Source organism: Candidatus Eisenbacteria bacterium (genome assembly GCA_018831195.1).
Lineage (GTDB): Bacteria > Eisenbacteria > RBG-16-71-46 > CAIMUX01 > JAHJDP01 > JAHJDP01.
Genome location: JAHJDP010000104.1, coordinates 57,894 through 69,404 on the forward strand (window position 1 = coordinate 57,894; position 11,511 = coordinate 69,404).

Annotated in this window: 15 protein-coding genes and 1 tRNA gene; 15 read left to right on the forward strand and 1 reads right to left on the reverse strand. The window is 54.8% G+C overall.

Annotated elements, in window-relative coordinates; all coding sequences use genetic code 11:
- Positions 1–70: 70 nt before the first annotated feature.
- Positions 71–1,087, reverse strand: a complete 1,017-nt coding sequence (gene fbp, locus KJ970_18440; GenBank protein ID MBU2692903.1) for a class 1 fructose-bisphosphatase — start codon at positions 1,085–1,087, stop codon at positions 71–73.
- A 314-nt stretch (positions 1,088–1,401) separates the two neighbouring features.
- Between fbp and KJ970_18445 the strand changes: the two genes are divergently transcribed.
- The 15 genes from KJ970_18445 to KJ970_18515 all read left to right on the forward strand — a co-directional run.
- A complete protein-coding gene (locus tag KJ970_18445) occupies positions 1,402–2,205 on the forward strand; it encodes a DivIVA domain-containing protein (protein ID MBU2692904.1) in 804 nt (267 codons plus the stop codon).
- Between the two features lie 9 nt (positions 2,206–2,214).
- Positions 2,215–3,054 (forward strand): purine-nucleoside phosphorylase, encoded by an 840-nt coding sequence (locus tag KJ970_18450; protein ID MBU2692905.1) that lies wholly within the window; start codon positions 2,215–2,217, stop codon positions 3,052–3,054.
- A 9-nt stretch (positions 3,055–3,063) separates the two neighbouring features.
- Complete coding sequence (locus KJ970_18455) at positions 3,064–3,489, forward strand: TraR/DksA family transcriptional regulator (protein ID MBU2692906.1); 426 nt, start codon at positions 3,064–3,066, stop codon at positions 3,487–3,489.
- Between the two features lie 77 nt (positions 3,490–3,566).
- A complete protein-coding gene (lspA, locus tag KJ970_18460) occupies positions 3,567–4,103 on the forward strand; it encodes a signal peptidase II (GenBank protein MBU2692907.1) in 537 nt (178 codons plus the stop codon).
- On the forward strand, positions 4,100–5,125 hold the full coding sequence (locus tag KJ970_18465; protein MBU2692908.1) for an RluA family pseudouridine synthase: 1,026 nt from the start codon (positions 4,100–4,102) through the stop codon (positions 5,123–5,125). The genes lspA and KJ970_18465 overlap by 4 nt, the downstream gene beginning before the upstream one ends.
- A gap of 2 nt (positions 5,126–5,127) precedes the next feature.
- Positions 5,128–5,493 (forward strand): STAS domain-containing protein, encoded by a 366-nt coding sequence (locus KJ970_18470; protein MBU2692909.1) that lies wholly within the window; start codon positions 5,128–5,130, stop codon positions 5,491–5,493.
- A gap of 4 nt (positions 5,494–5,497) precedes the next feature.
- Complete coding sequence (locus KJ970_18475; protein MBU2692910.1) at positions 5,498–5,998, forward strand: ATP-binding protein; 501 nt, start codon at positions 5,498–5,500, stop codon at positions 5,996–5,998.
- Positions 5,999–6,079: 81 nt separating this feature from the next.
- Positions 6,080–6,571, forward strand: coding sequence for a Holliday junction resolvase RuvX (ruvX, locus tag KJ970_18480; protein MBU2692911.1), 492 nt, complete (start codon positions 6,080–6,082; stop codon positions 6,569–6,571).
- Positions 6,572–6,588: 17 nt separating this feature from the next.
- A complete protein-coding gene (gene mltG, locus KJ970_18485) occupies positions 6,589–7,572 on the forward strand; it encodes an endolytic transglycosylase MltG (GenBank protein ID MBU2692912.1) in 984 nt (327 codons plus the stop codon).
- Between the two features lie 202 nt (positions 7,573–7,774).
- Positions 7,775–8,602 (forward strand): ATP-dependent sacrificial sulfur transferase LarE, encoded by an 828-nt coding sequence (gene larE / locus KJ970_18490; GenBank protein MBU2692913.1) that lies wholly within the window; start codon positions 7,775–7,777, stop codon positions 8,600–8,602.
- A gap of 82 nt (positions 8,603–8,684) precedes the next feature.
- Positions 8,685–9,014, forward strand: a complete 330-nt coding sequence (locus KJ970_18495; GenBank protein ID MBU2692914.1) for a DUF3098 domain-containing protein — start codon at positions 8,685–8,687, stop codon at positions 9,012–9,014.
- Positions 8,992–9,065, forward strand: a tRNA-Val gene (locus KJ970_18500). Before KJ970_18495 ends, KJ970_18500 begins: the two co-directional genes overlap by 23 nt.
- A gap of 41 nt (positions 9,066–9,106) precedes the next feature.
- Positions 9,107–9,772 carry a hypothetical protein gene (locus tag KJ970_18505; protein ID MBU2692915.1) on the forward strand — a complete coding sequence of 222 codons (666 nt, stop codon included), beginning with the start codon at positions 9,107–9,109 and terminating at the stop codon, positions 9,770–9,772.
- Positions 9,773–10,008: 236 nt separating this feature from the next.
- Complete coding sequence (locus tag KJ970_18510; GenBank protein ID MBU2692916.1) at positions 10,009–10,569, forward strand: hypothetical protein; 561 nt, start codon at positions 10,009–10,011, stop codon at positions 10,567–10,569.
- Positions 10,570–10,845: 276 nt separating this feature from the next.
- The coding region (locus KJ970_18515; protein MBU2692917.1) for a hypothetical protein at positions 10,846–11,511 on the forward strand (666 nt) is incomplete at its 3' end.

Here is an 11,511-nt window from a genome sequence, read left to right on the forward strand (position 1 = left end):
ATTACACTTATATATGGGGATTTGTCAACGAGGAGTCGGGTTAATCATTTTTACTATATGGGGTTATGGATTATTTCTGAAAACACCTGTCTCTAATGAATTGCACCTCTTTCGGGCTACCGATAATCAGGGGCGTTCTCTGATGAAGGCTTGTGGGAATAATGTCGAGGATATCCGTCTGCCCATCAGTCGCCTCGCCCCCCGCGTGTTTAACAATATGAGCGAGGGGATTCGCCTCAAAAAAGAGTCTCAGCTTGCCGGTGGGATAGCGGTTGTCGGCGGGGTAGAGAAAAACCCCTCCATAGATGAGGTTGCGGTGAAAATCGGCCACCAGGGACCCAATATAACGGGCTCTATAGGGCTTTCCCGCGGGGTTTTCATTTCCTTTAAAGGCTGCGATCACCTCTTGGATCGGCTTCTCCCAAATCGAGGTGTTGCCTTCATTCACGCTATAACAGGCTCCGCTTTCCGGTATGCGGATGTTGGCGTGGGAAAGAAGAAACTCTCCAGCGCTTGGGTCGAGGGTAAAGCCATAGACGCCCTGCCCCGCCGTGTAGACAAGGATGGTGCTGGAGCCATAGATGATATATCCGGAGACAATCAAATTTTTTCCCGGCTGATAGAGGTCTTGATCTTCAACCGCATTTCCGGGGGAGCGCTTATTATGAATCGCAAAGATCGTTCCGATGGAAGCGTTGACATCGATATTGCTCGACCCATCCAGAGGATCAAAGAAAAGCAGGTAGGAACCGATCTCAAACTCCTCCGGAACAGGCAGGATTGTCTCCATTTCTTCCGAGGCCATCGCGCAAAGATGCCCTGTATGGCGCACATTCCTGATAATCGTTTCGTTGGCGAAATCGTCGAGAATCTGCACCTTCTCGCCTTGAACATTCGTCCGGCCGGTCAGTCCCAAAACATCGGCGAGGCCGGCCTTCCTGACATTGCTGCTGATAATCTTCGCCGCAACCATGATCTCGGTCAGTAAACCGGTCAGTTCCCCCGTCGCCCTGGGAATCTTTTGCTGCTGTTCCGCGACATGTTGCGAGAAGGTCATCCCGATCGGGTAGTGCGGGTAGCCTGGCATATAGATCGATTTGCGGGGATCTTTTGATGATGGCGGCCGAAGCATCGGAACTTCCTCCACATGATTCGTGTTGTTCCCTTGTTGAGGGGGCGCACTGGCGTTGGCCCGTTGATCAAGCGGATCCGCCGCCAAGTCAGATAGTGTCGGAGGAGATCTCCGCCGGGAAGATTTTTCTTGCGGTTTGGAACGCCCCGACCTACTTTAATGACCTTGTCTAGGGCTCAGTGGCCTTTTCCCGAGGAGGTCACCGATCCACCTTTCCTGAATTGGAGGCAGAGACGCTGCGGGCCTAGCCGTTTCCAGGGGGTAGATTTATGAATTTAACACCATTGGATATCAGAAAAGCTACCTTTCGCAGGGTTCTCCGGGGAGTGGATGCGGAAGAGGTTGGAGCCTTTCTGGAGGTTGTTGCGGAAAACTACGAGAGGGTCATTCAAGATCACGCCAAGATCAATGAGCGGGTGAGCGGTCTTGAAGATCGAATCCGTCACTATGAGGGGATGGAGAAATTCCTTCAGCAATCGATGCTGACGGCTGAGCAGTTGGTGAGTGATGCCAAGGATGCCAGCCGCCAGAAATCTGAGAAGTGCATTGAGGAGGCCCAGCGCCGGGCTGAGCGGATCCTGGAAGATTCACGGGAACGGCTCCGCAGTCTCAGCCGTGGGGTTCGTGAGCTGGAATCACGCAAGGGTCTTTATGTTGAGCGCTTCCGATCCCTGCTGGAATCCCATCTCAGAATCCTCGAGGAGCATGAAGAGGATCTGGATGAGATCGAAAACCTGGGAGTAGAGGTCTCCAAACTCCTGTCCCAGGATGCTGGTGACCAAGCGGATGGAGACGATCTCATGGAGGACCCCGTCGTTCTGGAGTCGCTCGAATCGTTCAATCAGGGGGAGATCGGCCTGGCACAAAACGCGGAGGCCTTGTCGATGCCGCATCCTCTGACGGGACCGGCGATGGAATCCTCCGGTGATCGGCATTCCGAGGAAGGAAACCCACCCTACCTTGCCGAGTTGGAAGCCGATGAACAAGGGCCTGAGGATGGGGGTTCTTTTTTCCCACCCAGGGTCAGGCGCCAAGGTTTTTTTGACATCAAGGCCGACGGTGAAACGGAATAAGGATGAGCCATGTCTAAAGCGTTGCCGCTCCGCCGACAAATAGACGAGGCCGTCGCGCTTCTTCGTGATCGGGGTGTTGGAATTCCCAGGGTCGGGATTATTCTCGGAACCGGTCTCGGAGTTCTGGCGGAGAGGATTGAACCGGAAGTGGTGGTGCCCTATTGCGAGATACCCCACTTCCCTATCTCCACAGTAGAAGGCCATGCCGGAGAGCTTCTCTTCGGCCATCTCGCCGGCGTCGCGGTCGTCGTCCTGAAGGGGCGGGTTCATTTCTACGAAGGTTATTCGATGCAGCAGGTCGCCTTCCCCGTACGGGTCATCAGGGGATTGGGCGCAAGGGAACTCATCATTTCCAGCGCCGTCGGGGGTCTGAATCCCTTGTTTAGGCCGGGAGAGATCGTTCTCGTCACCGATCATATAAACTTGATGGGAGACAATCCTCTCATTGGGTCGAATGATGAGACGCTGGGGCCACGCTTCCCTGATATGAGTGAGCCCTATTGCCGGGAGCATTTGAAGCTCACGGAACGTCTCGCAGTTGACGAAAAAATCCCTATGCGAAAGGGAGTTTTTGTCGGTGTCGCCGGTCCCAATTTGGAAACGGCGGCTGAATACCGCTTCCTCAGACAGATAGGGGCCGACGTTGTGGGGATGTCCCTCATTCCAGAGAATCTTGCCGCAGTTCACGGCGGTCTCCGAACGTTGGCTTTTGCTATCATTACCGATTCCTGTCTGCCGGATGCTCTGGAACCGGTGGACATTCAAAAGATTCTCCGGACGGCGGCCGAGGCGGAACCAAAACTTTCCCGTTTGGTAGAGCGGGTCGTCGAGGAGTTGCCGGAAGAATAGGAGGGCCCGATGAGCCCACCCACAGGAGAGACATCAAAGAAAGCCGGAAAGGCCAGGAAGATGAATAAGAAGGATCTGAACAAGTTTGAAAAGATTTTAGAGGAAGAGAAGAATCGTTTGATCAGCGCGCTGGGGCTTCTAGAAAAAACCGTTATTGGACGGTCTCTGAGAGAAGCCATAGCAGATCTTGCCGCCAGTAATTACAATCCCGAAGAAGGATCTGACAATTCAGAAAGGGAAAAAGTACTGCAGTACGCCACATCAGAGGGCCGGTTGCTTTATGAAATCGAAGACGCCATCAGGAAAATAGGCGCCGGAGAATACGGCATTTGCGAGGAATGCGAGGAAATCATCGACAATGTCCGCTTGGAAGCCCTTCCGCATGCCCGGTTATGTTTGAAATGCCAGGAAAAGGCTGATCGTCAGAGGGCTTGAGGACCTCTGGATATCAGTTTGACATTGTGCTGTCTGCTCCCCGTTCATCATTACGTCTATTTTACATTGCTGCGGCAGTGATTTTAATCTCTGATATTGCCACAAAGCTCATCGTCTTTCACATTCTCCCCGTGGATAGCTATCCCAGGCCCTTTATCGGCGACCTTCTTCGCTGGACTCATATACATAATTCAGGAGCTGCATTCGGCCTGTTTCGGGGCAGCCGCCTCTTTTTTATTGTTGTGTCGGCCGTTTCCGTGGTGGCGATCTTTCTTGTCGTCCGGAGCCGCCGGCACAGAAGCGCCTTGACCCTCATGGGATTTGGAATGGTGCTCGGGGGCGCGCTGGGTAATCTTTTGGATCGGTTGTGGCTGGGTGTCGTCATTGATTTTATCGATATGGGGTGGGGAACTCTACGATGGCCGGTGTTCAATGTCGCCGATATGGGGGTCTCGATCGGTGTCATGATTCTGGGATTCGGACTTTTCCTCGAGGATATAAGGCGAACGAAAGCCGAATCGACGGATAGTATTCCTTCGGACTCCTCTCTACAATTCAGTCCAGGTGGGGAGACGGAATCTGGAGATCGCCGAATAGAGCGAACCGAATCATGACGTACGAAAACGGCTCTGAAAAACAGAAGGGGAAAGATCAGCCGAGGGATTCCCTGGTGGTTCCGCTGGATGGAGAAGGCTGCCGTCTGGATCGCTACCTCGCCGATCAGATTCCGCACCTCTCTCGAGAACAGGTCGCCAAGCTCATCCGCCAAGGCGCGGTGGAGGTCGGCGACCAAGTAGGGAAATCCTCGCTTCGACTCAAGATGGGCCAGCGCATCACATTCCCGATTCATGAAAAACGGGAGGAGACGCCCCTCACGCCCGAACCCATTCCCCTCCAAATCCTCTTTGAAGACGAGGATCTCCTGGTCATTCACAAACCGCCTGGGATGGTTGTACATCCAGGGGCGGGTGTTCGGAAGGGAACTCTGGTGCATGGCCTGCTGCATCACTTGCCTGGTTGGAAGGGTGTCGGAGGATTGACCCGCCCAGGAATTGTGCACCGGTTGGACCGCGGAACGAGCGGTCTGCTGGTTGTCGCCAAGAGTGAGTTGGGTTACCAAAACCTTGTCGAGCAGATCCGGGAGAGAAGGATGACCCGCCGGTACATCACGCTGGCCTGGGGTTCTCCTCCCGAAGCCAAGGGGACGATATCGGCTCCTATCGGCCGGGATCCGAAACACCGCCAGCGGATGGCCGTGCTGGCGCGCGGAGGGAAGGAGGCGATCAGCGATTACGAGCTGCTCCGGGCGTTTGACATTCTCAGCCTCCTACGCGTATCTTTGCGAACAGGACGAACACATCAGATTCGGGTCCACCTAGCCTCTCTGGGACATCCGGTCTTTTGTGACCCGACCTATGGTGGCGGCAAGGGATATGCAAGACGCCTGGCGCCGCAGGACCGTCCGAGGATCTTAGGTTGGCTGAAAGGATTGGGGAGACCGGCCCTGCATGCCTACCATCTGACCTTTCATCATCCCTTGGATGATGAGAAAATGGTTTTTGAAACCCCGGTCCCCGGGGATATGGAGAGGATCCTACTAGAATTGGAAACTCTGGAAAAGGAAGCTGGAGGTTAAAGATGAAGATCAGCAAGAGCCAGGTGGATGACATCTGGATCGTTCATTTGAGCGGTAAGCTGATGGGTGGCCCCGACGCCGATCTGGTGCAGGAGATCGTCCGAGAGGGTATGAGTTCCGGATTCAAAAAGATAATCTTGGATCTTGGGGATGTTTCCTGGGTCAATTCCACGGGATTAGGAATCCTTATCACGAGCCACATTTCTGTCACCAATGCCGGTGGCGTGGTGAAGTTGATGAGAGTTTCGCGCCGGATTGATTCTATCTTAATGGTCACAAAATTAAATACGATCTTTGAAGTTCACGATTCCAAGGAGCAGGCTATCGCCAGTTTCAACACTGAGGTTTCGGGAACCAGTGGAGAATAAGTTCGTGAGTTCATCGACCGAGGGACCTAATCCTAATATCGTTCCCGAGGCGGATTCAGGGAACCGAATGGTCCTCTATCTCCCCAGTGATTTGAATTATTTGTCGGTCGTCGATCGGATGGTTGAAGGTATTGCGGAGATGTTGGAGCTGGAGGAGGAAGATAATATCGCGGTGGCGACATCCGTCATTGAAGCTTGTACAAATGCTATACAACACGGCCATCGCCAAGAGGCCGCTAAATATTTTTTCTGCTCCTTTTACCTTGGGGAAAATGAATTGCAGGTCACGGTGAAAGACTGGGGTCCCGGGTTTAATCTCAACACGGTGCTGGGCGGCGACCCGACCCATGGCGAAGGACTGCTGAAATGCCGCGGCCGCGGCATTTTCATTATGCGCTCCATGATGGATACGGTTGAATTTGAGATGCGGGAACCCATTGGGACGACTGTTAAGTTAACGAAGCAACTGGCGCGGCGCGGTACTTCAAGCCCCGTCAGCGGGTAGGCGTCATCATTTCTGATAGCATGAACATTCATTTGGACGGTCCGGTGGTTTGAACCCCGGACTTTTTTGTGAATTCAGGAGATGAACATCGAATCAAGAATTGAAAACGGCCCTCTTCTCGGCATTGATCTAGGACGGCGCCGAACCGGTCTCGCCAAGTCCGATCCGGATCTCCGGGTTGCGACACCTCTGGTGATTGTAGAAGCGGCGGGGAACAAACTCGATTTTAGTATTCTGGATCATTGCCGGAAGAACGAAGTGACCGGTGTTGTCTTGGGGCTGCCCCGGCATATGGACGGCCGGGAAGGCGATTTGGCGCCCCGCACCCGGCGTCTTGCCGCCTATATCCACCGTCAGCTGAACATTCCTGTTTGGTTATGGGATGAGCGCCTGTCCACTCTTGAAGTGGACAGGCGCGCCAGAGAGGGAGGGAAACGCCAACAGCCGAGGGATGATTTGGCCGCGACACTCATCCTTCAGGGATTTATTGATGCACAAGCCTGGAAAAGGCCTCCAGCGCACGCCGGCGACGACCCAGGGGATCGATCCGAAGATGATGGGACCGCTGAATGATGCGGAGCCCCGGGAAAATGATCCTTTTACTCGCCCTGATCGGATTCGCGATCATCGCGGTGTGGGGCGCCAACATTTTGTTGAGGCCCTACCGGCCCTCCAATCCCAAAGTGACCTTCACCGTACTTCCGGGCGAGGATTTCTCCGCAATCCAAGCACGGCTCGTCAAATCCCGATTGATACCGAACTCCCCCTGGATTGCTCTGTGGGCGCGCTATAAGGGGTGGGACCGGAATCTAAGGGCCGGCCGGTATGAAATCGATCCTTCCATGCCGCCGGCCGAGATTTTCCGCACTTTTGTAGAAGGTCCCCGTGTGCTGCTGAAGGTCACCCTGCCGGAGGGATGGCGCAGCGCCGATGGGATTCAAAGACTTGAGGAATCGCTTGAATGTGATCCCGGCTCCTTATACAAAATAGCAAGGGATTCGACCTGGCTGCTCTCTCTGGGATTGCCGGCGCCCAATGTTGAAGGGTATCTTTTCCCCGAGACGTATTTCTTCGACCCCGGCACCACAGGTCATGAAATCCTCCGCCATATCTTATTAAAAACGATCGAATACTTTAATTTAGAGAGAGGGGCGCGGTTGAGGGAGCTTGGGATGACGCTGCATGAGGCGGTGACCCTGGCGAGTATTATTGAAGCAGAGGCCAAGCTGCCGGAGGAACGGGTTCGGATCAGCGCCGTTTTTCACAACAGGCTTCGGGAAGGGTGGCCGCTGCAAGCCGATCCCACGGTGCTCTTTGCGGTGGGGAAATCGGGCGAGCCGCCCTTGACCGAGGATCTGGAATCCCCCTCGCCCTATAATACCTATCTTGTACAAGGTTTGCCGCCTGGACCGATCAACAGTCCCGGCGCCGCGGCCTTGGAGGCCGCCCTGTATCCACTGCCCCACTGCAGGGAGTTCTTTTTTGTCGCCCGGCCCGATGGATCTCACATCTTCAGCCGAACACTACACGAGCATGAAGAGGCGCGCCGGCGCCTCAAACACTCAAAAGGATGACCAGGGTGATGATGGCGCGATGCCGGAAGCGATGCCGGAGGCGATGATTGTGGCGGGAGATGCCGAATCGTCTCCCAACCTGTCTTGAAAGCGGAATCGCGAGTCTGATACCTTTATTTTTAAACCCTGAAGTGGAATCGACGTTTAGCTTGGAGAGCTTGGGCCGGAGCTTCTTGTGACAATAGAAGAGACAAGGAGTCGTATGAACCGACAACTCGAAGAAAAGCTGGAACGGCTCGAGTCGCACCTGGCATCTCTGGGGTCCGCGGTGGTGGCTTATTCCGGAGGGGTCGACAGCGCCTTTCTCGCCGTCGCGGCCCACAGGGCTCTCGGCGCCCGGATGATCGCCGTCCTTGGTCATTCCCCTTCACTGGCGCAGAAGGAATGGAATGACGCTTGTAAGATTTCGGAACGCTTCGGATTCCCCATGGAGAAGGTTGTGACCCACGAGTTGGAGAATCCTCTTTATCAATCAAACACCCCCGATCGTTGCTACCATTGTAAAGATGAGCTTTTTCAAATCTTGAAGACTTGGGCGGCGGAAAAGGGGTTTCAGACGGTTCTTGATGGAACGAACAAAGATGATTTGGGAGACTATCGGCCCGGGCGGCGGGCCGGTGAAAAACACGGGATCAGGAGTCCCCTCATCGATTGTGGATGGACAAAGGAAGAAATCCGGCAGGTGAGCTTAGCCCTCGGCATTCCGATCTGGGACAAACCCGCTTCTCCCTGTCTCGCCTCCAGATTTCCCACCGGTGAGCCGATTCGCTTGGAGGCTCTGCGGTGGGTCGAAAAGGCTGAAACCGCCCTAAGGTCTCTGGGGTTTTTGGAGCAAAGGGTGCGGGTTCACGGAGAAATGGCTCGGATTGAATTATCTTTGGGTGAAATGCCCCGGATGCTGGAGCCGGGAATACGGGCCGCTGTCATTCAGAGTTTGCATGAAGCTGGATTTCGAAGGATTGTACTTGATTTGGAGGGGTATCGATCCAGCGGCGAGGGATGGAGCAAGAACGCCGAAGAGCTTCCGTAGGCATCGACTTTATCACAAGGCCCTGCCGTCAGTCGTCAGATTCGGGTTGATAGGGTCAGCTTCAAGATGGAGGATGAGGAACGTGGCCAAGATTAGTGCTGAAAACCAACCCCGTAGAGGCAGAACGGGCGCGCCCGCCCAAAAGACCGGGGGAGGTCCATCCCCAAGCAAAGGTGCGATCTTTGCGAGTTCCAGAGCTTCTGAAGGGCCTGAGTTCGGCCGGAAGAACTGGATCTTAATGGGGCTGGGGCTTGGAACCATTATATTGGGATTCGTGGCGCTGGCGCTTGGATCGATTACTGTGGCGCCGATCCTCCTCGTCCTGGGTTATATTGTCTTGGTGCCCTGGGCCATTCTGGCCCGGTCCCATCCGGAATCGAATCAAAAGGGGGCGAATAGCTCAGTTGGTTAGAGCGCCTGCCTTACAAGCAGGAGGTCACAGGTTCAACTCCTGTTTCGCCCACCGTACCGCGGGCCCCGTTTCTGCGGGAGAAGGGTCTGAAAATGAAGAATTCGAGTCGGATTTGTTTGAGAATCCTGCTCCTTGTGATGACTTGGCTGGCGTTGGGTTCCTCCAGATCCCTCGCTGGTCCCAACGCCGGTGGTGTCCTTTTACTCCATGTGGCTCCGGAAGTGGAGTACACCACACAGCGGAAGAATTGGTGCCATGATATCGATCTGGAAGGGCTTCATGAGATCAACACGAGAAGCAAACCGGATCCTTACAAGGCTCAACTTATTTATGTGCTTGCCGCATTTGATACAAGCCAGACTTCAGAAGTCCAAACGGTGACGTTTGGGCTGGGTGATTATGGCGGAGAACCTTCCATTTACTTTGACCGGTGGGGTAGTTGCCAGGAACGGATCACCGAAATATCAACACCAGGGTGGCCCAACCCGAATGAGGGCACGGCGATCTTTTTTGTCGATGGCCCCCTGACCGGGAGTCTTATTCCTCTATATTGGTTTGCCGCCTACGTTTATACGACGACAACGCTTCCTCTCACCCCCCATCCGACGCCCACCATCGGCGGGTCCTTCGTCAATAGGCCTCAGGAGGGGGTCATGGATGAGGTTGTGGACTTTGGTATTCTCGGGTTTGGCGTCGATGGGAAACTCCCGGCGCCCCTGCCGCCGTCGGCGGATCAGGAAAACGGGTCACCTGAGTAAGATTCTTGAGAGAACTCGTTGTTAATATAGGGATTTCATATTGACATCGGGCCGAAAACCATTTAGGCTTAATTACGTGCGAGCTAAGGAGTGGGGCCGCGTCGGGGAGACCCGAGGCCCAAGGTCCAACCGACGCACCTTGCTGGGGGTTTGTCCACCAGCATCTTTAGAGACGGGGAAGCATCTCTCGGAGAGGCAACCTCACAGCAGCGAAAACAACCTCGGAGGTTCAACGGATGAAAAGTATACTCTTTTTGAGTCTCGTACTGGTTCTTGCTGGCTCAATGGCTCAGGCCGATGTGCCGGATCCTCAGTATTGCGAAGTCGCTCCCTGGGATGCTTGGGGGCAGGCGTTCGTGACACCTGGCCAGCAGAGCAATGCTGATGAGATTACGATCACAGTGCACAACAATGCTGACCTGCCCATCGATGGAGCCGACGTGGAGCTCGATTTCTCCGGTTGCGCTAATCGGTGTGAGGGTACGGTTGGTTTGACCGGGCAGACCGGTGGGACCGGTACTCTGGTTCTCAATCCGGCGATGGGTGGATGCGAAGATTGCACCGTCATCGTTCGCGCGAATGGCGTCACCATTGCAACCTATACCCGTATGGTCTCGACTGACTGGAACGGCGCGGCTTGCGGTGGTGCTGCCGGACCCGTGGCTTTGGCATTCTTCGCGGCCGCTTTTAACACGGGCAGCGGAACCTGCGCAAGCTATCTCGTTTATGATGGGAATCCTGGTCCCGGAGATCTTGGCAAGTTCGCGAACTCCTTCAACTCGGGTGATGCCAACTAGGCCACTCATTCCAAGTTGATATTGATTCGATGTCATCATCGGTTCGGCTCCTCCTGACGGGAGCCGGACCATGACACCGGAAGTTGGAACAGTTTCTGTAGGAGGTCCCTGTACGGGACGACAAAGAGTCGTACATCACCTGATCCTGGTAGGACTGACGAGACAAACGGGTGGATGTGTGGAAGTGAAGGAAGCGCTCCGAAAGGGGTATGGGAAGGCTTCCGAAACACAACGATTAGGTGAGACACGATGAAGTCCTTTAAGGAGGTTCAACACATGAGAAGACTACTACTGGCCATGGCGATTTTAGCTATCACGGCTGGAGTTGCCTTTGCCGGGCCCAACGCCGGTGTCATCCTTTCGATACAGGGTAATGCGCTTGGCGTGGAGACGGAAGGCGATGTCTGTGGTGCTATCGCTCTCCCCGCGACCTGCGAGGAGTTGGTTACCGGTGCGACCCCGGATCTTGGCGGGATCAGCTGGTATCTGGCGGTTGTCGTTTCGCCGGCTGCGAACACACCCAACTTCAACACCGTCGTATTTGGTCTGGGTACTTATGATGGGAGTGACGGCTATGTCAGCTACACTGGTCCCTGCGTCACCGGCTCTCTCGAAATCTCCACGGCCGGTTGGCCTGGCCCTGGCGAGGGAACAGCGGTGAGCTGGGCTCCTGGCTGCTTGTATGGTTATATGGAGCCGGTTTACTACTTCGGTACCTATAACTATGGCGGAATGATTCCATTGGGTAACCACCCAGTCCAGCCTACCTCGGTTGTGGATTGTTCCGCTGATCCTCAAGCAGATCTGTTCGAGGGGTTAGGTGTGATGGAAGGTGCTAACCCGATCTGTCCTGGTAGCGGACCCGAACCGGGCGCCTGCTGCTTTGGCCCGTCCTGCGTGATGCTGCTCGAAGTCGATTGTATCGCTCAGGGTGGTGACTGG

What these genes read in the sequence shown, in the direction of transcription:
- KJ970_18470 (MBU2692909.1), top strand. Translation starts at nt 5,128, where the DNA reads ATGAAGATCAGCAAGAGCCAGGTGGATGACATCTGGATCGTTCATTTG.
- KJ970_18505 (MBU2692915.1), top strand. Translation starts at nt 9,107, where the DNA reads ATGAAGAATTCGAGTCGGATTTGTTTGAGAATCCTGCTCCTTGTGATG.
- KJ970_18510 (MBU2692916.1), top strand. Translation starts at nt 10,009, where the DNA reads ATGAAAAGTATACTCTTTTTGAGTCTCGTACTGGTTCTTGCTGGCTCA.
- mltG (MBU2692912.1), top strand. Translation starts at nt 6,589, where the DNA reads ATGATCCTTTTACTCGCCCTGATCGGATTCGCGATCATCGCGGTGTGG.
- KJ970_18450 (MBU2692905.1), top strand. Translation starts at nt 2,215, where the DNA reads ATGTCTAAAGCGTTGCCGCTCCGCCGACAAATAGACGAGGCCGTCGCG.
- KJ970_18445 (MBU2692904.1), top strand. Translation starts at nt 1,402, where the DNA reads ATGAATTTAACACCATTGGATATCAGAAAAGCTACCTTTCGCAGGGTT.
- ruvX (MBU2692911.1), top strand. Translation starts at nt 6,080, where the DNA reads ATGAACATCGAATCAAGAATTGAAAACGGCCCTCTTCTCGGCATTGAT.
- KJ970_18465 (MBU2692908.1), top strand. Translation starts at nt 4,100, where the DNA reads ATGACGTACGAAAACGGCTCTGAAAAACAGAAGGGGAAAGATCAGCCG.
- KJ970_18455 (MBU2692906.1), top strand. Translation starts at nt 3,064, where the DNA reads ATGAGCCCACCCACAGGAGAGACATCAAAGAAAGCCGGAAAGGCCAGG.
- fbp (MBU2692903.1), bottom strand. Translation starts at nt 1,087, where the DNA reads ATGCCAGGCTACCCGCACTACCCGATCGGGATGACCTTCTCGCAACAT.
- larE (MBU2692913.1), top strand. Translation starts at nt 7,775, where the DNA reads ATGAACCGACAACTCGAAGAAAAGCTGGAACGGCTCGAGTCGCACCTG.